The sequence below is a fragment of the Aquimarina muelleri DSM 19832 genome (assembly GCF_000430665.1).
GTDB lineage: Bacteria > Bacteroidota > Bacteroidia > Flavobacteriales > Flavobacteriaceae > Aquimarina > Aquimarina muelleri.
Window position 1 is genome coordinate 1 of record NZ_AUML01000032.1, and the last position, 21,332, is coordinate 21,332.

Annotated in this window: 19 protein-coding genes; 16 read left to right on the plus strand and 3 right to left on the minus strand. The window is 31.3% G+C overall.

Annotation, left to right across the window (positions count from 1 at the left end):
- The first annotated feature begins 34 nt into the window (after nucleotides 1-34).
- The 4 genes from tssD to H527_RS0113315 all read left to right on the plus strand — a co-directional run bounded on the left by tssD (nucleotide 35) and on the right by H527_RS0113315 (nucleotide 4,083).
- Nucleotides 35-1,654: a type VI secretion system tube protein TssD gene (tssD, locus tag H527_RS0113300; RefSeq protein WP_027413167.1), complete on the plus strand. Its 1,620-nt coding sequence runs from the start codon at nucleotides 35-37 to the stop codon at nucleotides 1,652-1,654.
- Nucleotide 1,655: 1 nt separating this feature from the next.
- A complete protein-coding gene (locus H527_RS0113305) occupies nucleotides 1,656-2,123 on the plus strand; it encodes a hypothetical protein (protein WP_027413168.1) in 468 nt (155 codons plus the stop codon).
- An 82-nt stretch (nucleotides 2,124-2,205) separates the two neighbouring features.
- On the plus strand, nucleotides 2,206-3,090 hold the full coding sequence (locus tag H527_RS0113310) for a hypothetical protein (RefSeq protein ID WP_027413169.1): 885 nt from the start codon (nucleotides 2,206-2,208) through the stop codon (nucleotides 3,088-3,090).
- Nucleotides 3,091-3,429: 339 nt separating this feature from the next.
- Complete coding sequence (locus tag H527_RS0113315) at nucleotides 3,430-4,083, plus strand: toxin-antitoxin system YwqK family antitoxin (RefSeq protein ID WP_027413170.1); 654 nt, start codon at nucleotides 3,430-3,432, stop codon at nucleotides 4,081-4,083.
- Between the two features lie 215 nt (nucleotides 4,084-4,298).
- Here H527_RS0113315 and H527_RS23570 read toward each other — a convergent pair whose 3' ends face one another.
- A complete protein-coding gene (locus H527_RS23570) occupies nucleotides 4,299-4,523 on the minus strand; it encodes a hypothetical protein (RefSeq protein WP_081414611.1) in 225 nt (74 codons plus the stop codon).
- Nucleotides 4,524-5,480: 957 nt separating this feature from the next.
- Here H527_RS23570 and H527_RS0113325 point away from each other — a divergent pair.
- Nucleotides 5,481-7,325, plus strand: coding sequence for a PLP-dependent aminotransferase family protein (locus tag H527_RS0113325; RefSeq protein ID WP_027413171.1), 1,845 nt, complete (start codon nucleotides 5,481-5,483; stop codon nucleotides 7,323-7,325).
- 410 nt (nucleotides 7,326-7,735) lie between these two features.
- Here H527_RS0113325 and H527_RS0113330 read toward each other — a convergent pair whose 3' ends face one another.
- A complete protein-coding gene (locus H527_RS0113330) occupies nucleotides 7,736-8,578 on the minus strand; it encodes a DUF2911 domain-containing protein (protein WP_027413172.1) in 843 nt (280 codons plus the stop codon).
- A gap of 360 nt (nucleotides 8,579-8,938) precedes the next feature.
- On the opposite strand from H527_RS0113330, the gene H527_RS0113335 reads away from it, so the two are divergent.
- The 5 genes from H527_RS0113335 (at nucleotide 8,939) to H527_RS0113355 (ending at nucleotide 12,339) form a co-directional block, all read left to right on the plus strand.
- Nucleotides 8,939-9,295, plus strand: coding sequence for a hypothetical protein (locus H527_RS0113335; protein ID WP_027413173.1), 357 nt, complete (start codon nucleotides 8,939-8,941; stop codon nucleotides 9,293-9,295).
- Nucleotides 9,296-9,377: 82 nt separating this feature from the next.
- Nucleotides 9,378-9,872 (plus strand): SRPBCC family protein, encoded by a 495-nt coding sequence (locus H527_RS0113340; RefSeq protein WP_035088186.1) that lies wholly within the window; start codon nucleotides 9,378-9,380, stop codon nucleotides 9,870-9,872.
- A 10-nt stretch (nucleotides 9,873-9,882) separates the two neighbouring features.
- Nucleotides 9,883-10,581, plus strand: a complete 699-nt coding sequence (locus tag H527_RS0113345; RefSeq protein WP_027413175.1) for an SDR family NAD(P)-dependent oxidoreductase — start codon at nucleotides 9,883-9,885, stop codon at nucleotides 10,579-10,581.
- On the plus strand, nucleotides 10,582-11,892 hold the full coding sequence (locus H527_RS0113350; protein ID WP_027413176.1) for a cryptochrome/photolyase family protein: 1,311 nt from the start codon (nucleotides 10,582-10,584) through the stop codon (nucleotides 11,890-11,892).
- An 81-nt stretch (nucleotides 11,893-11,973) separates the two neighbouring features.
- Nucleotides 11,974-12,339, plus strand: coding sequence for a SnoaL-like domain-containing protein (locus H527_RS0113355; protein WP_027413177.1), 366 nt, complete (start codon nucleotides 11,974-11,976; stop codon nucleotides 12,337-12,339).
- Nucleotides 12,340-12,436: 97 nt separating this feature from the next.
- Here the strand turns inward: H527_RS0113355 and H527_RS0113360 are convergent, their stop codons facing one another.
- Nucleotides 12,437-13,315 carry a LysR family transcriptional regulator gene (locus tag H527_RS0113360; RefSeq protein WP_027413178.1) on the minus strand — a complete coding sequence of 293 codons (879 nt, stop codon included), beginning with the start codon at nucleotides 13,313-13,315 and terminating at the stop codon, nucleotides 12,437-12,439.
- Nucleotides 13,316-13,397: 82 nt separating this feature from the next.
- On the opposite strand from H527_RS0113360, the gene hutH reads away from it, so the two are divergent.
- The 6 genes from hutH (at nucleotide 13,398) to hutF (ending at nucleotide 21,307) form a co-directional block, all read left to right on the plus strand.
- Entirely contained in the window at nucleotides 13,398-14,978 is a 1,581-nt protein-coding gene (gene hutH, locus H527_RS0113365; protein WP_027413179.1) for a histidine ammonia-lyase, read from the plus strand.
- A gap of 86 nt (nucleotides 14,979-15,064) precedes the next feature.
- Nucleotides 15,065-16,306, plus strand: coding sequence for an imidazolonepropionase (gene hutI, locus H527_RS0113370; RefSeq protein ID WP_027413180.1), 1,242 nt, complete (start codon nucleotides 15,065-15,067; stop codon nucleotides 16,304-16,306).
- Between the two features lie 111 nt (nucleotides 16,307-16,417).
- Nucleotides 16,418-18,418: a urocanate hydratase gene (gene hutU, locus H527_RS0113375; protein WP_027413181.1), complete on the plus strand. Its 2,001-nt coding sequence runs from the start codon at nucleotides 16,418-16,420 to the stop codon at nucleotides 18,416-18,418.
- Between the two features lie 16 nt (nucleotides 18,419-18,434).
- On the plus strand, nucleotides 18,435-19,034 hold the full coding sequence (locus H527_RS22130) for a HutD/Ves family protein (protein ID WP_051316763.1): 600 nt from the start codon (nucleotides 18,435-18,437) through the stop codon (nucleotides 19,032-19,034).
- Nucleotides 19,021-19,824: an N-formylglutamate amidohydrolase gene (locus H527_RS0113385; RefSeq protein ID WP_027413182.1), complete on the plus strand. Its 804-nt coding sequence runs from the start codon at nucleotides 19,021-19,023 to the stop codon at nucleotides 19,822-19,824. Before H527_RS22130 ends, H527_RS0113385 begins: the two co-directional genes overlap by 14 nt.
- 103 nt (nucleotides 19,825-19,927) lie before the next feature.
- Nucleotides 19,928-21,307, plus strand: coding sequence for a formimidoylglutamate deiminase (gene hutF / locus H527_RS0113390; RefSeq protein ID WP_027413183.1), 1,380 nt, complete (start codon nucleotides 19,928-19,930; stop codon nucleotides 21,305-21,307).
- The last annotated feature ends 25 nt before the right edge of the window (nucleotides 21,308-21,332 follow it).

Here is a 21,332-nt window from a genome sequence, read left to right on the forward strand (position 1 = left end):
CAATGGCTAACTTTTAAAACCTAAAAATTAACCAATGATTAAAGCAAAATTATTCGTTTTGGGAACAGAACGAGAACTGTTGTGGACTGATTTAGAATATTCCAAAACATTAAATCATAAAACAGGTCGTTGCGGTGAGATTCCAATGGGAGGGCTTGTTACCCTAGCCTTTTCTTCTGGTTATGATGATGATAGACTACTTCGTTGGATGACTCACAATCCAGAAAACAAATTCTGCACATTAACAGAATGTAAAATTATTTTTTATGAAGGTGATTTTGATGGTGTCACACTTTTTGAATACAAATTTAATGATGCCGCTTTAATTTATTGGAAAGAAAAATTTACTGCTGTAGGAGAAAAACCAATGAGCATAACAATGACAATCTCTGCGGCTATACAAGAAGTAAAAGGAATAACTTTGGTAAAACCTTGGCAAGAGAGTTGGATGCCTCCAAGTGAGAGAATACCTTATCAGCCTCTAGATAATGAAGAAAAAAAACAATATTTTGTAGAAAAAGTTGAAGTTATAGAACTTGATGAAGGGTCAACTAATGGGGATACTAATAGTAAAATGGGGCTTATTTATGGAAAAGAATATACTCTGAAAATTGTCAAATTTAGAAATGATGAAATACCCAGTAATCTTAACCAAATAAAATGGGGCTATACCTATGACCCCGATGATGGAAGTGCTTTTGTAGGAACATTTAAAGAAACAGGAGAAAAAGTAACTTTTAAAACAGATGATTTAGAATTATGTGGTAAAACCATAACCTTTTATGCTTACATAGAGAAAAAAGAAAATGAGGCTGAATTAGAAGTATTTCATCACAACCGTTTTAGATGGTTTAATAGACAAATAGTAGAACAACAAATAGAAGAGCGAATAAAAAAACCTTGGAAAATCAATCAAGGAGGAACTTCTCTTTGTGGGATGGCTTGTTTATTCTATATTTTTGCCAAAAACGATAAGCACGGATATAAAAAGTTTGCAGAAACTCTTCACCGAAAAGGAAAAGCAGTTCATAATGGATATACTGTAGAACCTGATGAAGATGCAAAAAAAGAAATGTATGACACAAACCCTACTACTTCTAAAGAACATCCATGGATTCCTGAAATAGACTGGATAACAATGGCGACTACAAGGAGTAAAGAAAGTGATTTTGGATATACAGGTAAAAAAGGACAAGATGCTTCTGCTATAAATTGGCCTTGGTTAATGACTAATTTGAGTAAGAAACTTTTAGGCTATACAACTGTAAAAATGGATTATTATAAAGTGAACAAATCATACATACGGGATTTCTTTGGTTCAGATGAAAAAATTAGAATTTTAGAAGAGGATATTGACAACGATTATCAAAATGGATATGAAATATGTATGATGATTGATGGAGATATGATAAGTAATAAATCGGATTATGATATAACCGACCTAGGAGAATACCATTGGGTAACTTATGAGGGAGGACTTGAAATTTTGAATGGAATAAATCCAGAAACAGACTACGATAAAGTAACTAATATAAACTTTAATGTAGTGACTTGGGGTGAAATTAAGAATGGTACTCCTAATGAAAAGCCAAAATTAGAATTATCAAAAAAAGCATATAGAAACAATTATTATGGATACTTAAAATTAAAATGATATGATTATTAAAATTTTTAAATACTTAATTGTTATTTTTTTATTGATCTCGTGCCATGATGATAATTGTGAAAAACATATAAATCTTAACTCTAATATTAGTATTTCTGGGTGGAAAGAAACAGATGTTAAAATAGAAAAAATTTATTTAATTCGTTATATCGATAATTTTAACACTGTTTTAGATAGTGTAAATTTAACAAGCCATCAGTTTTTAACACATCATAATAATATTAGAGCAGATAAAGAAAAAGTCTATATAGCATTAAACAATAAAATCGAAACAAAATTAGCTTATCGATTTGTCCTTAATGATACTATAAAATATGATATTTATAATTTCCTCTTAAATAAGGTAACAAAAAAGACTGGCATAAAAGAAATCAATTTTTGTGAATTGGCTGAATATACTGTTAATGGGCATATTATTAATAACAAAGGTTCTAACTCTCTTGTTTTTAGCAAATAGTGTAAAAACGAAAACGGCTTAGAACAGGCTATATGCAATGAAAAAAAAATTGTGCTAACCTCAAAATTCAGAAAAATTTTTAATGATAGAGTTCTTCAAATTACTTTCTAATAGAGAAATTTCTATAATAATTTGGACTTTATTGTTTTTTGCCATTTTAGTTTTTAAATCAAAAGGAAGTCTGTTAAACCTTTGGAGTGTAATTAAAGTAATATTTGTAAAAAAGATTATTCCGTTTTATATAATAATCGGACTGTATTTATTCATCATTATTAATATATTTCGAGAGCTGTCAATTTGGGAGTTTTCTCTTTATAAAGATTTTATTTATTGGTTTTTAACAACAGGTCTTGTACTCTTTTTCGGTGTTTCGGATATAAAGAACTATAAAGATTTTACGAAAATTATTTTAACCACAACTTCATTAACAACTATACTGGAATTTATAGTTGGTTTCTATAATTTTTCACTCATCTGGGAATTGATATTAATTCCATCTTTAACTTTCATATCAATTCTTCCAGTATTTGCAGACTTGAAAAAAGATGACCCAAACACCAAAATTGTAGCAAATTTTTTAAAAAATGTTTTAACAATTATCGGATTTGGTTTTTTAATTTATGGCATTTATAAATTAATCGTTGATTATGCAGATTTCTTTACTTTGAGTAATTTAAAGTCATTTTTACTTCCACCAATATTCACTTTAGTTTTCCTACCAATTATTTATTACACTGTGCTTTATATAAAATACGAAAAAGTGTTTGAAAATTTAAGACGTTATAAATTTCTTACATTAGATAGAAAAAAGAAAATTAGAAGTTCCATTTTAAGATATGCCTATATTAATTTGAACTATATTGAGAATGCTAATAAAATAATTATCTTTAGAAAAAGGGAATTGCAGAATGAAACTGACATTAAATCATATTTACGGAAAAACGTAAAACTGAAACAAAATGCGTAAATCACTGCATACAGTCGAGTAGGAAAAGGGGAATTTCACCCCTAAACCTCTCACAGCTCTACTGAGTTTATCGAAGTACCAACATATATCTTTCGTCAAGCTAAGGACAGGCTATACAAATCTCTTATACGGCTTTTATTATATAGTCAATCGTTACGTTTATTGATAAGCTGTCCTGAGCAAGGTCGAAGCACCCCCGCCCATAAAAGACTTGCACCCTCTAGATGAATTATTTATCTTCGATAAATAAAAAATGCCCATGCTGGGCACACACAATAGCTATAATTTATCACTTGCTTCTTTCCTACTTACGAAAGCCCTAGCAAACTATTAGAAAATATGAAAAAAATCCCGCAATTATTACTTGTTCTTATAATATGCCTGCTTTTGGGATGCAAACAAAGTTCTAACCCATCAAATATTAATGGTATAAATATTAATTATGAAAAAAATACCGTAGTCTTTAAAGACTATTATGACAGCGGAGAACTACTTGTCACTGGGCAGTATACAAATAAGGAAAAGACAGGTGAATGGACTAGCTATTTCAAAAACGGGAAACCATCTAAAATAGAAAACTATCAGTATGGAAAATTAGAAGGTACTTGGAAAATATTTCACCCAACAGGAAAAGTATATCTGGACGGAGCACACCTACAAAATTCCAAAATCGGAACATGGAAACACTATTTGGATGATGGAACCCTTAAATACATTAAGCATTATGATACAGAAGGAAGTACAGGCGAATGGAAAAGCTACTATGATTCAGGTGAATTAGCTTCTGTAGAAAATTATAAAAAAGGAAAAGCAAATGGTTTATGGACCTATTTTTATAAAAATGGCCAAATCTATAGAACTGGAGAAAAAATAACAGGCATAGAAAATGGAATCTGGAAAACTTATAATAATAAAGGAGTTCTATTGCTAACTGAAACTTATGAAAAGGGAAAAAAAATACATTCAATTCGAAATAACAAAATGGATAATTAATTATGAGATTTGACTCTTAATCCAAAGTTTAGACGGATCATTTATTTCGGCACTATATGATATTATGCTTCAAAATAACATAACCCCAAATCAAACATTATATTGGATTGGAACTCTATCCGATATAAATTTATTGAATTCAAAAAGCTTAAAAAATAGTTTACAGTCGAGCAGCCCAACGCAGTAATTAATACCACGTTGAGGCTCTCACACATTTAAGAGGAGTATAGCCTTTTCTGTTTCCTTGATTTGATGGTTTTGTGTCGCTTGCCGATGGAAGCCCTTCCATTAGAAGCTATAAACTTAAAAACAGGGCTTTCTAACATTTTTTTATATAGTTCTTCATTAACCTCTACTGGTACAGCAACATTAGGGAACTCTATTTGATAATATTTATTCTTGCGTCCTATTAAACGAACTTCTACTGGTAGCTTTTTCATTTTTTTTTTCAAATTTTTAGATTCTTAAAAAAATATAAATAGGTAAATATTAGTCTTTATTTTACGTCCAACACCTGACTTCGATTAAAAACGGTTTAGATAACTATGATAAATGGAATAGTACTTGTGTTGATGCCTTTTCAACCTTACTCTTGAACAGACAATTTTATTGAATACAGAAACATCATAAACTTATTTTTAAAAACGATAATTAATTTTAATTATTTTCTTAAATCTATACTTGTTACTAAATAATTTATTAGTAAACACAATTATTGTATTTCAAAAAAAGTACCAATGATAAATCCCAACCACTTTAGTCAATTCAGATATATAAATAAGGTAAGGTTTCTAAAAAAAATCTTAAAAAAAGGACAAATCGACACTTCTCTTCAATCACATAGATGACTAATTGTCAAATACATGTGACTTTTAAAATAAAATTGTCTCTCAAATTTTTCAAGGCGTTTAAGTATAAACTGTCAAATAAAAATAGTCCTCTTATGCTATTTTTACAATAGTTCAGAACGTAACCCCCTATACCCTCTAGATTAATTATTTAGTTCTAGACTACTCATAAACTCTCTCTAGATAGTTCAAGTTTTAATTCAGAATACTTTTCAATAATAATTGATGATTTAAAATTTGAGTACAAACTACTACTAATCCAGTAGTCCTTGTAGTAATTAGTTACCGCATTGAGTTTTTTACTTACTATAATCACTAAAAATAGACCTATTACCTCATTCTGAATATCTATTCTTAGATCAAAAAAGAAAAATGATTTATTAAAAATAATTAATATACCTAATATTTAAACCCGAAGATATTGATTTTAAACTTCTTGATTTTATATAACTAAACTCGACTAATATCGAGATGTAACAAAACACCCTATAATATTTTTAAAATAGATCTAATTAATGTATACTAGCAACCTATATAAAGGTGAAAATTATGGAAGATAATAAAATGCTCAATTATATTGAAAATGTATTAGAAAACATGCCAACTGGATGGCTAAGTCTAACAACGCATCGATTAGATATTTACGATGAAAAATTGGCCAAAATTCAATTTTTAGAACAGTTTGAAACCTTATTTAATACCAATAATTTTAAAGCATCGGCACTAAGTGAATTACCCACTGCTTTCGACTATATTCGATTAGGTCATCCATTATCCTGTATACTAGAATGGGTGATTGCTAGCTTCAATAATCTAAAATCAGATAATGTAATAAGCTTTGCATCAAAGACGGTTCCTGTTTTGGCTATTCTAAGAAAAAATTTATTAGATAATAAAAACACCCAAATCATTTATACAGGTAAATTACCCGATTATTTTGATACTGAGGTATTAAAAAACATTTATGGTTATAAATTTGAATTAAAGACTGTTGAGGAATTAGAAGAAATTTCTGAGTTTGATGGTAGTATCATTTTCTTTTCACAACAAGATGAAATTTGTAATTTCGATCTAACTCCAAATATTGACTTTTTCATCAATGCTCATTCTTACTTAGGAAGTATTTTACTTGTAAATGGTCAGGGAAATGAAAATTACATTTCAGAAATTCAGCATGTTAGAAGAAGAGAAACAATTGCAATGACGCCAGACAACTCTCTTGCAGCATTAAAATATCTAATAAAAAAATCTTCTGTTAATAATAAAAAAAGTGATCTCGAGACAAACAAAGCATTAGTTTTAGATTCTATAGCAACCATTACTGGTACGAATACAAAGGCGTTAATTGCTTCTAGTGGGCTATCTATTCAATATGCCATTTTAATGGGGCTAATTCATGATGCCCTAGAAAAACATAAAGGAAAAGATATCAAGATTATTGTCCCTCCAAATTGTTATGGTGGAACAAATGATCAAGCTAGGCGAGTTGCTGCCTGTATTGACAATGTCGAAGTATTGGATTTACTAGTTGATGGTGGTAAAGATATGGTTCAAAGTATTGATATAGTTTTAGATAAAATTGCAACCGAAGATGCTATCCCTTACATAATTGCCGAAATCCCAACAAACCCTAGAGTTGAAGTTCCTGATCTTATAAAATTAAAAGATGTTTTAAGTAAAGAACGTAAATCTACAACAGGTAAAATTGCTATCGACCCTGTTTTTATTTTAGATCAAACATTTTGCCCTAATGTACATTTTTTAGGGGATAACGAAATACTCTCTACAGTTAGAACTATTTCATTTGCTAGTGGATCAAAATTTCCAAGTGGCGGACTATGTACTTCGGGGTACTGCGTGGCAAATAAAAAATCAGAAGCTTTGATGCAAAAAGTAGAAATGCATCTAAGACTTTGTGATAACGAAGCGACAAATCTTCAAATAAAAATATTAGCAAAACAATTACCCTCAATGAAACAAAGAATTAATGATGCTTATAAGAATACACGTGAATTTGTAAACTTTATTAATGATGTTTTACCAGAAGCAAAAATTAATTTTGTTTCCAAAGAATTAGCAGAAGAAGGATTTACCCCATCCGTTTTTTCATTAGACCTTCCCACTAAAGGAGATACTGATGAAGAAAAAGAATCTTATAAAAGAGCATTGAATCATAAATTAATCGATTTAATGATCAAAGAAATCCCAAATGAAAGTAAGTACTGTGTGAGCTATGGGCAATTAAATGGATGCTATTGGACGATACCTGCAACATCTACACAAGGAACAACTAAAGAAGGGGACAAAGATTATATTGCTCGTGTAGCACTTTCTCCTAATATGGATCTTGAACTTCATAAAAAAGTCTTTTTAAATTTTGTTGAAAAAATTTGATTTTATTAACCCGAGTTCGACTAATATTAATGAATCGAACTCGGGCTATTAGTAAGTAGAGAAATCTTAATAAAAAAGCAAGATAAATACTGTGTAATACTCTTGTTTTATTACACTATCAAATAAAGATTGCTTTTTTATTGCTAATAATATTATTTATATATCGTAATCCAAATCTTTTTTCTATTTCTGTTAAAACTTCAATTTCAGGCATGTAATTTGGGTTTTGAATGTGTAGTTCTCTTATGCTTAATACCAGATCGATTCTGGCACAAGCTTTTCTTTTTCATTGAAACAAAAAAATATTTATTTTCTTTTCCCGTAAATTAAAACAACAACTCTGGTATAACTTAAAAAAGCATTCTGATGAACAGAATGCTTTTTAATAATTTGTGTGTAAAGAAAAATGTTTATTTAGCTCCCCACTCAGTAAGAGAGTCTTTATTCATTTTAACATAGTCGGCATTTCCTGCCTTACCTGCTAACTCTAACGACATTTTAGCTGCTTTTATTGCACCATCTTTATCACCAGATTTTGCATAAATCAAGGACTGCTGTCTATAATACCAAAAAGCAGGTTGTTTACTTAACGAAATCGCTTTATCAATATGTTCTTTAGCTTTAGCGGTCTCCCCTATTTCTTTATAAAATGTAGCTGCTTGGTAATGATCTCCATCAGATGGTCCTGCCATTGCCTTTTCAATACTTGCTAAAGTAGCTTCTTTTGCTGAAGTTTGTATAGTAACTGCAGCTTCTGTATTAGCCCAAATAAAATTAAGAACAGCAGATTCCATAGTAAAATCACTAAACATTATAGTAAATGTCTCTACATTCATAGGCAATGTATTAGCTTTTACTTTAACATTTGCAGCTACTTTTGCATCTTCCCATTTTTGAGGAGTTCCCCAATTATTTGTGTCTTTATAAAAAATCACATCCCAGTTTTCTTTACCTGGTTTCGTAAAAATTGCGTAAGTACCTTTTTTAAGCTCTTTACCACCAACCTTTACATCATCACTAAAAGTAATTTGTGTGTTTTTATTGGCTCCTGTTCTCCAAAGTTTATCAAAGGGTACTAAATCTCCAAAAATAGTTCTTCCTTTCATACTAGGACGTGAGTACTCTACTGAAACATCTGTTAATCCAATAACCTGCTCAATTTTTGAAATCGGACTTGGTTGTGGTGCTTTTACCTGAGCTTCAATCCCAAAGGACAATAAAGCAACAGAAAGAAATAAGACTATCTTTTTCATTATATAATTTTGTTTAATTTACTTAATAACGAAAATAAGGATTACAAGGACATAAAAGGTTAACAAAACCTTAAAAATAGGAACCTTATATCTGTTTGCTTTTAAAAAGAATAATTAAAAATACACCTTTCTGAAGGTGTAATAATATTTAGCTTAGTGTTTGGTGGTACAAAAGCTATAATAATTAATAGAAATTACGGCAAGAGGTCTTCTTCATATTGTAGTGATGACTTGGGGCTTATAGCTATGTGCTGTAACGATTAGTAATACTTGTCAACTATCTCTACTAAAATATTGATATTATCAAAGATTAATTCTTTTTAACATATATTTACATTTTTAGAAAAACCATACCCCCCTATGGAACATTTTACTAATGAATTTTGTGAAATAGAATTACATGACAAATATTCTATTCTTACTATTAATGAAAATATAGATTTTACATTAAATAAAGCTTCTATCATAAGAGAAAAATTACGTAGTTATTATAAATCTAAAGACTTTATAATGATTAGTTACCGTAAACACCAACATAAAGTTTCTGCTGAAGTATATAAAAAAGGACAACTAGAAAACATGAAAGGTCTAGCAATTGTTTCTAACAATAATAAAGAGAGAGAGAAAGCTATTATTGAACAACCACTATACGATAAATCTTTCACCTTTTTTAGTACTATAGAAGAAGCCAAATCTTGGGCGAAAAGTTTTTTTTAATTTATAATATTTATATTTGTTTAATATTTATAGTTTTTTGTTAAACAAAAATAACGTAACTTTACTGTGTAATCCTATTCTTATGAAGATTTATACACTAAAAGCAAAACAGCACCTTCCTATTTCTGTTAAAGAAGCATGGAAATTTCTTTCTAACCCAAATAACTTAAAAATCATAACTCCAGAGTATATGGGGTTTGAAATTATATCTGGCGCAGATCGTGAGATGTATCCTGGTCAAATCATACAATATATTGTTACTCCAATAGCAGGAATTAAAACCAAATGGGTTACAGAAATAACCCATGTAGAAGAAAACAAATACTTTGTAGACGAACAAAGATTTGGTCCCTATGCTTTATGGCATCATAAACATTTTATCAAAGAAATTAATGGAGGAATAGAAATGGAGGATATTATTGATTATAAAGTTCCTTTTGGTATTCTAGGACAATGTATACACCCATTTATAGTTAAACCAAAACTGAAAGAAATTTTCCAATATAGAGAAAAGAAATTAATAGAACTTTTTGGAACTATTACTAACAAAACTAATAATTCAATCCTCTTTTCTTAAAAATAAAATAATGAAAAAAAATATACTTCTTATTGGTGGCAGCCACGGAATAGGTTTTGAAATTGCTCTAAAATTATATAGCGAACATACTATTTTTATTGCCTCTAGAACTTCTGAAAACTTAGGGAATCTTGAAGTTACTCACATCCCCTACGATACGTCTAAAGATGAAATTGATGTTTCTTTACTTCCTGAAAGGATAGACGGATTTGTATATTGTCCTGGTAGCATTAATTTAAAACCTTTTAAAAGGCTCGAGTTAAAAGATTTTGAAGAGGACATGCAAATCAATTTTATGTTTTTGGTTAAAATCATACATGCATTACTCCCTAAATTAAAAAAATCAAAGCAAGCTAGTTTAATTTTTTTTAGTACAGTTGCCGTAAAAATAGGAATGCCTTTTCACACCAGTATTGCTGCAGCAAAAGGAGCTATTGAAGGTTTTGCAAAAGCACTAGCCGCAGAATATGCTCCCCTGTTTAGAGTAAATGTAATTGCCCCTTCGTTAACGGATACTCCATTAGCAAAAAAGTTATTGAATAATGAAAAAAAGCAAGAAATCATGGATAGTAGACATCCAATGAAACGTATTGGCCAAGCAGCAGACATAGCAAATATTGCTCGATTTTTGTTGAGCGATGATAGTAGTTGGATTACAGGTCAAGTTATTGGTGTTGATGGAGGCTTATCTACTTTAAATGTAAATTAAATGAGTTCAAAAATATCTATATTTTGGTTTAGAAGAGATCTAAGATTAGAAGATAATATTGGGCTTTTTAAAGCTTTACAATCAGAATATCCAGTTCTTCTTATTTTTATTTTTGACAAAAATATTCTAGATCAATTACCTAAAGATGATGCTAGAATATCCTTTATTTTTGAACGGTTAAAAAAAATAAATCACGAACTTAAAGCCAAACACAACAGCTCTCTATCTATATATCATAACACTCCCGAAAATATTTTTAAAAGCTTAATTTCTAAATATCAAATTCAAGCGGTATATACTAATCAGGATTATGAACCTTATGCATTAACTAGAGATAATAAAATCAAAACTCTTTTACAAAAAAGTAACATACAATTTAATTCATTTAAAGATCAGGTTATATTTGAGAAGGATGAAATTGTAAAAAAAGATGGTAATCCATATATAGTTTACACTCCTTATAAAAATCGCTGGAAAGAAACATTTGATTCCTCTAAACTAAAAATACATACCACTAAACAACATCTTCACAATCTAGTGAAAAACATAGACTTTCCAGGTATTACTCTCCAAGAAATGGGTTTCATTACCTCATCTATAAAAGTTAGGGATTTTGATACCTCGCCAGATATTATTCAAAACTATGAAGCAACACGTAATTTTCCTTCAAAAGAAAACGGAACTTCAAGAATAGGTCCACATCTTCGTTTTGGAACTGTAGGAATACGAACAATTATAAAAAAAGCTATTGAACAAGAAAACGAAGTATTTTTGTCTGAACTGATCTGGAGAGAGTTTTTTATGCAAATATTATGGCATTATCCACATACAAAAAACACTTCTTTTAAACCAAAATATGACAGGATTGAATGGAGAAATAATGAACAAGATTTTCAAAATTGGACAATAGGAAAAACAGGCTATCCATTAGTAGATGCAGGAATGAGACAGTTAAACAAAACTGGATATATGCATAATCGAGTACGAATGGTTGTTGCTAGTTTTTTATGTAAACATTTACTTATCGATTGGCGTTGGGGAGAAGCCTATTTTGCAGAAAAACTACTAGACTATGATATGTCTGCCAATGTAGGTAATTGGCAATGGGCAGCTGGATCTGGTGTCGATGCAGCTCCTTACTTCAGAATTTTTAATCCAACCACTCAAATTACTAAATTTGATAAGCAACTTATATATATTAACACTTGGGTAAAAGATCTCAATGAACTTAGCTACCCTTCACCTATAATAGAGCATAAAACTGCGAGAGAACGTTGCTTAAAAACATATAAAGAAGCACTTAATCAATAATCTATTTTATAACATTTCTTTAAAGTTATAAACAGAAGTTTTTTGTAATTTACCATTGTTTAATCAATAAATTATAAGCTCATGAATACTCAAACAGTTGCTAATAGATTAGTTGAACTTTGTCGCCAAGGTGAAAATATGCAAGCTCTTAACGAATTATATGACAACAACATTGTAAGTAAAGAAATGCCAGGAAGCCCAAATGAAGTGACCTCTGGTATTGATGCTGTTATCAAAAAAAGTGAAGACTGGTATGCCTCTGTAGAAGAATTTCATGGTGGAGAAATATCTGATCCAGTTGTTGCAGAAAACCACTTTAGCTGCTCTATGAAAATGGATTGTACTTTTAAAGAAAGTGGACGTATGCAAATAGAAGAAGTATGTGTATATCAAGTAAATAATGGAAAAATAACCGAAGAACAATTTTTCTATTCTACACCAAATTAACTTAACTCCTTAACAAATACACTTAAAAATCAAACCTTTGTGATTTGATTTCTAAGTGTATTCTCTAATAATATCTTCACGAATACTCCTTGTTTTGTTATAAAAAACGCCATATTTTCTCCAATACAGGATTACGATTATCTTGTTTCCAAATAACCGAAAGTGTAGCTTTTTGAGATATTTTTGGGATTTCTAAAAATTTTACCCCCAAATCAAACCCATATTGTAATGATGTAGGAACTATCGCTACTCCTAGCCCACTCTCTACCAATTTAAAAATAGTTTGTGCATGCACTGATTTATGAGAAACTTTAGGCGTAAAACCTTTATCCTCACATATGCTCATAATCTTATCATAATATAGGGAACTATAATCCGAAGAGAATAAAATAAAATGCTGATCCGATACCTGTGCTATATTTTTAAAATTCTTCTCCTCTAAGTAATGATTTTTTGGTAAGACTAATGAAAATGTATCTACATGTACTGTTTTCATTTGTATTCCTTTTGGTACTCTGGCTAATCTAACAAACCCAAGATCTAGTTGATCTTTTTCTATCCCTTCCACTTGTAAATGATTAGACATTTCTTCTAAGCTAAATTGTACATTAGAGTATTGTTCATTAACTTTTATTAATAACTCAGGTATAATAGTTTGCATTGCAGAACCCAAAAACCCTATTCGAATCTCTCCATCACTACCCTTATCAATTAAACGAGTTTGTTTTATGGTAAAATCAATATGATTAAAAATATAGTCTAATTCTTTTTTTAGATATTCTCCAGCAACGGTTAAACTTACTTTTCTCTTATTTCTTATAAAAAGAGTTACTCCTATTATTTCTTCCATTTGTTTGATCTGTCTACTCAAACCTGGTTGAGAAATAAATAGTCTATCTGCTGCTTTTCTAAAGTGTAATTCTTCGGCTACAGCCAAAAAATAAGTAAAATGTCGCAATTCTATTTGATAACCCATAGTTATTAATCAATGATTAATTTGGTATTTTTAATTATCAAAAATAGATATTAAATTAGTGCTAGCAAATAAAAACACGATAATGTCAGAAACAATACATCATTTTTTATACGGAGAAGATCATTTAACAGCAGGAATAGCTTTAAAAATTGCGCAAGGAAAAATCCAGGGGATTATTTCTGAAGCTTCTAGAAAAAAAATTAAGACTAGCAGACAAACCGTACTAAATATTGTAGACAAAGGAGATCCTGTTTATGGTATAAATACAGGATTTGGACCACTTTGTACAACAAAGATTTCTAAAGAAAAAACAAACATTTTACAAAGTAATATTTTGCAAAGCCATAGTGTCGGCGTAGGGGATCCTATTGATTCTGAAATCGCAAAATTAATGATGATTCTTAAGGTGCAATCTCTATCCAAAGGATATTCTGGTATAGCAGAAGAAACTTTAGATAGAATTTTATGGCATATTGATAATGATGCGATACCTGTAGTTCCTAGCCAAGGATCTGTTGGTGCATCGGGAGATTTAGCTCCTCTATCGCATCTTTTTCTACCCTTATTAGGATTAGGAAAAGTAGTTTACAACAATAAAACGATTACTACTGCAGAATTATTTAAAGAAACTGGGATAAAACCTATTGACTTAGGTCCTAAAGAAGGATTAGCCTTAATAAACGGAACTCAATTTATTGCAGCGCACGCAGTACAAGTAGTTGCCAAATTGCATAGTTGCCTATCACAAGCCGATATTATAGGTGCAATGATGATAGAAGGGTTGCAAGGATCTGTAAAACCATTTTTTGAAGAACTACATCAACTACGTCCTTTTAAAGGCAACATACATGTTGCCTCTAGAATAAAATCGCTATTAAAAGGATCTGAAATAATGGAAGATCATATCGATTGTGAGAGAGTTCAAGATCCTTATTCACTTCGATGTATGCCACAGGTTCATGGTGCATCCAGAAATGCATGGCTACATTTAAAAGAACTTTTAGAAGTAGAATTGAATTCTGTAACCGACAACCCTATTATCATTAACGAAGAGCTTACTATTAGTGGAGGTAGTTTTCATGGACAACCACTGGCAATGGCTATAGATTATGCTTGTCTGGCTGCTTCAGAACTTGGTAATATCTCTGATCGAAGAATATACCTATCCCTAGAAGGTAACTCTCCCGGGGTACCTAAACTATTAATGTCGGATACTGGTATTAATTCAGGTTACATGATACTACAATATACTACAGCTGCATTAGCTAGTGAAAACAAAGGATTATGTTTTCCTTCAAGTGCAGATAGTATTCCTACTTCACTTGGTCAAGAAGATCATGTAAGCATGGGATCTATAGGAGGAAGAAAAGCTTTACGAGTTATTGATAATCTAGAAAAAATACTAGCTATAGAACTTTTAACCGCAGCACAAGCATTTGAGTTCAGAAAACCATTGAAATCTGGGATTATTTTAGATGAAATTCACAAAAAAGTGCGTGAAACTGTTTCTTTTGCAGATAAAGACCGTGTGTTTGCTGAGGATATCGAAAAAGGAATTGAAATAATTAAAAATAGAACAATTATTAATACCGCTAACCAAATAGCAAAAAAAGAACAGGTATCTATAGAAACCCAATTTTCAGATGAATTCGAAGTTTATTAAAACGACACCGTAATTTAATTGAAAACAAAAACAGTTTTTTTCATTAAAGAAATGGTATACATCCAGTTCATCACTAAAAATACAATATGAAACAGTATAAACTAATAGGTCCAATTACACAACTCATTTCTTTGGATACTATAAAAACCAAAGGCTCTGTAAAAGATCAGGATCTAATTATTATAGAAAAAGCAGGTATTCTTATTGAAGACGAAAAAATACATACTATTGGTCAGTTTTCGGATTTAAAAGAAAAAGCAGATATACATACTACCGAAATTATAGAGCTACATACAGATTATGTGTGTACTCCTGGGTTTATCGATGCGCATACACATATCTGTTTTTCAGGATCAAGAGCTAATGATTATGCTATGCGAAACGCAGGAAAATCTTATCTTGAAATAGCAAAAGCTGGTGGTGGTATTTGGGATACAGTAACCCAAACCAGAAAAGCCAGTATACAGGAACTTTCTAATGGAGTAATAAAAAGAGCCAATACCCTATTAAAAAATGGTATTACAACGGTGGAAGTAAAAAGCGGATATGGTCTTTCTGTAGAAGAAGAGCTTAAAATGCTACGGGCTATAAAAAATGCCAGTCCAGAAACAAAAGTAGATTTAATTACTACTTGTCTTGCTGGGCATATGTTGCCAAAAGATTATACAGGAGATCATAAAGAATATCTCGAAGAAATTAGCACGACCCTATTCCCTATTTTAAAAGAAGAAAAACTAGCAAATAGAATTGATGCTTTTATAGAACAAAGTGCTTTTTCTCCATCTCATATTTACCCTTATTTTGAAAAAGCAAAACACATGGGATTTGATATTACAGTACATGCAGATCAATTTACTGCAGGAGGTAGTGAAGTGGCTGTAAAAGTAGAAGCAATAAGTGCCGATCATTTAGAAGCAAGTACTGATAAAGAAATACAAATGCTAGCAAAAAGCAATGTAGTTTCTGTAGCATTACCAGGTGCATCGATAGGATTAGGGTGTAGCTTTACCCCTGCTAGAAAAATTCTGGATGCAGGAGGAGCACTAGCAATAGCAAGCGATTGGAACCCAGGTTCTGCTCCTATGGGTGATTTACTAATGCAAGCTTGTGTTTTAGGTACTTTTGAAAAATTAAGTAATGCCGAAGTCCTTGCTGGGGTAACATCCAGAGCCGCAGCAGCACTTAATCTTAAGGATAGAGGAAAATTGGTTTCAGGAATGTTAGCAGATTTCAACCTGTTTCCTACCCACTCTATTCATGAAATTTTTTATCATCAAGGCAAGCTTGTTCCCTCGCAAGTATGGAAACGAGGAGTTTTAGTACCCTAAGATATTACCTTTTTTGCCCTACAGAGTCGAATCGGAAGATGGATCTTAAGTATTTTTTTCCATTTCGGCTCTGCTTAACCTAACTAAAATTTTAATTTAAAACATATATCGATGACCTTTAAAGAACAAATACTACAAGGGATTCCTGAAATATTACCAAAAAAAAGATCTTTAGATCCTAAAGTTAGTCGTGCTCCTAAACGAAAACAAATTCTTTCTACCGAAGAAAAAAAATTAGCGCTTAAAAACGCATTACGATATTTCCCTAAAGATTGGCATAAAGAACTTGCTATTGAATTTTTAGAAGAATTAAATACCTACGGACGTATCTACATGTATAGATTTATGCCAGAATATGAAATATCTGCTCGTTCTATTCATGAATATCCGTCCAAAACAAACCAAGCCGCAGGGATTATGTTAATGATCCAAAATAATTTAGATCATGCGGTAGCACAACATCCTTATGAGCTAATAACATACGGTGGTAATGGTGCTGTATTTCAAAACTGGGCACAGTATCTGTTAACTATGCAATATCTGGCAACGATGACAGACGAGCAAACTTTACACATGTACTCTGGGCACCCAATGGGATTGTTCCCATCTTCTAACGATGCTCCAAGAGTAGTAGTTACCAATGGCATGATGATTCCTAATTACTCGAAACCAGATGATTGGGAAAAATATAATGCGCTTGGAGTTACACAATATGGCCAAATGACCGCAGGTAGCTATATGTATATCGGGCCTCAAGGAATTGTACACGGTACCACTATTACCGTAATGAATGCTTTTAGAAAGACGTTAAAACCAACAGAAACCTCTGCTGGTAAAATATTTTTGACTTCTGGATTAGGAGGAATGAGCGGTGCACAGCCTAAAGCAGGAAATATTGCAGGATGTATCACTATTTGTGCAGAAGTAAATCCAAAAGCTGCTACAAAACGTCATGAACAAGGTTGGGTAGACGAAATTATTGATGATATTAATGATTTAGTTACTCGTACTAAAAAAGCGATGGATCAAAAAGAAATTGTATCTATTGCCTATCAAGGTAATGTTGTGGATATCTGGGAGAAATTTTATGATGAAAATATTCATATTCAACTAGGATCTGATCAAACCTCTTTACATAATCCGTGGTCTGGTGGATATTATCCTGCTGGATTAAGCTATGACGAAGCAAATACTTTAATTAGCACAAATCCAGATGCATTTAAACAAAAAGTACAAGAATCCTTACGCCGACAAGCAGATGCTATAAATAAACATACTGCCAGAGGTACTTATTTCTTTGATTATGGTAATGCATTTTTGTTAGAAGCTTCTCGAGCTGGAGCAGATATAATGGCAAAAAATGGAATTGATTTTAAATACCCATCTTATGTGCAAGATATTTTAGGACCAATGTGTTTTGATTATGGTTTTGGTCCTTTTAGATGGGTTTGTACTTCGGGTAAACCTGAAGATTTGGATACTACAGATCAAATAGCTTTAGAGGTTATGGAGTCTATCAAAAAAGTATCTCCAAAAGAAATTCAGCAGCAAATGCAGGATAATATAACTTGGATACGAGAAGCAAAACAAAACAAATTAGTAGTTGGGTCACAAGCACGTATTTTATATGCAGATGCCGAAGGAAGAATTAAAATTGCTGAAGCTTTTAACCAAGCCATACAAACAGGAAAAATAACGGCTCCTGTAGTTTTAGGTAGAGATCATCATGATGTAAGTGGTACGGATTCCCCATACCGGGAAACCAGTAATATTTATGATGGCAGTAAATTTACTGCAGATATGGCTATACATAATGTTATAGGAGATAGTTTTAGAGGAGCCACCTGGGTATCTATTCATAACGGAGGTGGTGTTGGCTGGGGAGAAGTAATTAATGGTGGCTTTGGGATGCTACTAGACGGTACAGAAGAAGCCTCCAAAAAACTAGAGCGAATGTTATTTTATGATGTAAATAATGGTATTTCCAGAAGAAGTTGGGCAAGAAATGAAGAAGCTTTATTTGCAATAAAACGAGAAATGGAAAGAACCCCACAACTTAAAGTCACTTTACCAAATCTGGTAGATGATGAATTATTAGAGAATTTTATTTAAACTAATTTTCTACTATATGAAAGTTGAAATTATAAAATCACATACTTTAAAAAAAAATACTTGGTCAGGAGGTACTACGACTCAGTTTTTTATATACCCCCATTCTGCTGAGTATTCAAAATTAAATTTTGATTTTAGATTAAGTATGGCTACCGTTGCAATAAAAGAGTCTGTTTTTACTTCATTGCCAGGAGTATCCAGAAAGTTATTGGTGTTAGAAGGAGAGATAACTTTAGATCATGAAAACAGACACCAAAAAAAACTTGGTAGATTTGATATGGATGAATTTGAAGGAGACTGGAAAACTTCTTCTGTCGGAAAATGTACCGACTTTAATCTAATGACTAAAGAGGAAACTACAGGAAAATTAATTGTTTTTGACAGTAAACAAAATGAAAACATCCAATACTCTATGAAAAATAAAGAAGATTGGTTATTTATTTATAATTATTCAGGAAGCATCTCTGTAGAAGTAAATAAAAAAACACATGTTATAGATGCAGGCGATTTATTAATTATTCGCGAACGAACTAATACTTTACATATTAAACCTGTTAAAGACAGTATCTTAGTTTTTGCCGAAATAACAAAGAAACAACCTTATGAATCTATTTAAAATTAAAGAGGCTAAAGCTCCTTTGGTTCCTATCATTATTAGTATACCGCATTCTGGAACAAAATTTCCAAAAGAAATAAAAAGCCATTATAAAAAAAGAATGCAAAAACATTTAGATGATACCGATTGGTACGTACATTGGTTATATAAATTTGCCCCTTCTCTGGGAATTACAGTTATAAAAGCTAACCTAAGCAGATGGATTATTGATCTTAATAGAGATCCTGAAAGTGTTCCTTTGTATACAGATAATAGGCTTATTACCAACAATACTCCAACTACCGATTTTTATGGTAACAAAATCTATATTTCTAAAGAATTCGAGCCTAATCAAAATGAAATTAATCGAAGACTAGAAACCTATTATTGGCCATACTATAAGCAAATCGAAGATTTATTAGAAAAACGAAAAAAGCAATTCGGAAAAGTACTATTATGGGATGCACACTCTATCCGTCATAAGGTAAGTACTATCCAAAAAGATCCTTTTCCTGATATGATTTTAGGAAATAATGATGAAAAAACAGCACATCCAGATGTAATAAAATCGGCATTAAACGGATTAAAATCAGGAGAATTTGCTATAAATCATAATTCCCCTTTTAAAGGGGGACATATCACCCGTTACTTTGGTAAACCTGAAGATGATATTCACTCTCTACAACTCGAGATGAACAAAATTCTGTATATGGATGATAATGAAATTACTTATAATAAAGATCGAGCAAAAAAGGTACAGAAAGTATTACAAAATACTATGGGCAATTTAATTGAAACTCTAAAAAAATAGTAAAAGAGGTACAAAAAATAAAAAAGTTGGAATACTAAAAATTGAAGATAGTACTTTTATTTCCTAAATTCTCATGGACTCAAAATCTTACAGATTAAAACAAATGAAAACATACCATTTTAACGGAATATTACAAAATACAGGTTGGCTACAAAACACAACAGTAACGGTAAACAAAGAAGGTATTATAACTAATATTTCATCCTTTGATCCAAATACCATATCCAATGATCTAGTTAAAGGATTTGCTATTCCAGGATTTCAAAATGCACATTCTCATGCTTTTCAATATGCAATGGCTGGTTTAGCAGAAAGACATGAAGGCACCAGTAATCCTGATGATTTTTGGGGATGGAGAGAAGCAATGTATCAACTTGCATTACGTATGAATCCAGAACAAATGGAAGCTATTGCAACTATGCTATATGCAGAAATGGCACGCCATGGATATACTAATGTTGCAGAATTTCATTATGTACATCACGATAAAAACGGAAAACCATATACTAACCTTGCAGAAATGGGCAGTAGCTTGATCTCTGCGGCAAAAACAGTAGGTATTGGCATTACCTTAATTCCGATTTTTTATCAAAAAGGTGGTTTTGGACAAGCCCCTAATGACAGGCAAAGAAGATTTATTTCTCCAACAATAGATAGCTATTTAAAATTATTAGATGCTAGTAAAGAGGCATGTAAGTATTATGAACACGCAAATATTGCTATAGGAATTCACTCTATGCGAGGAGTTGAACCTATGGATATCGCAAAAATAGCACAGTCTGGGCCACAAGATATACCTTTTCATATTCATGTTTCAGAGCAAATTAAAGAAATCGAAGACTCTATAAAATATCTAAATAAACGTCCGGTAGAATGGTTACTGGACACTATAGAAATGAATGATAGATTTCATTTAGTACATGCAACACATTTAACAGATAAGGAGATAGAAGGAATCGCTAAAAGCAAAGCTAATGTAGTACTTTGTCCCAGTACCGAAGGTAATTTAGGGGATGGCTTATTTCCTTTACAGAAATATCAAGAAAAAGGTGGTAAATGGAGCATTGGAACAGATAGTCATATTGGTCTTAACCCTTTAGAAGAATTAAGACTTTTAGACTATGGACAACGATTAATATCTCATAAAAGAAATACATACTCCTCTACTAACCAAGGAGATTCTGGAATGTATGCTTTAGAAATGGCAACCATAAGCGGTAGAAAAGCAATGAATAATTTTAATTCTACATTTTTTAAAGTTGGCGAACCTCTAAATGCTTCAGTATTTGATAGCTCATCTGCTTTAATATCTACTGCTTCTATTAAAAATTTATCTTCTACAATAGTATATGCAGGTGATTCATCTATGCAATTAAAAACAATGGCTTATGGTGAAGAAATTGTAACATTAGGAAAACATAGTTCTTACCAAATTATTAAGGAGAATTTTATAAAAACAATGAAGCAACTAAAAAGCAGATAAATTTTAAAATTATCTCTATCCAATC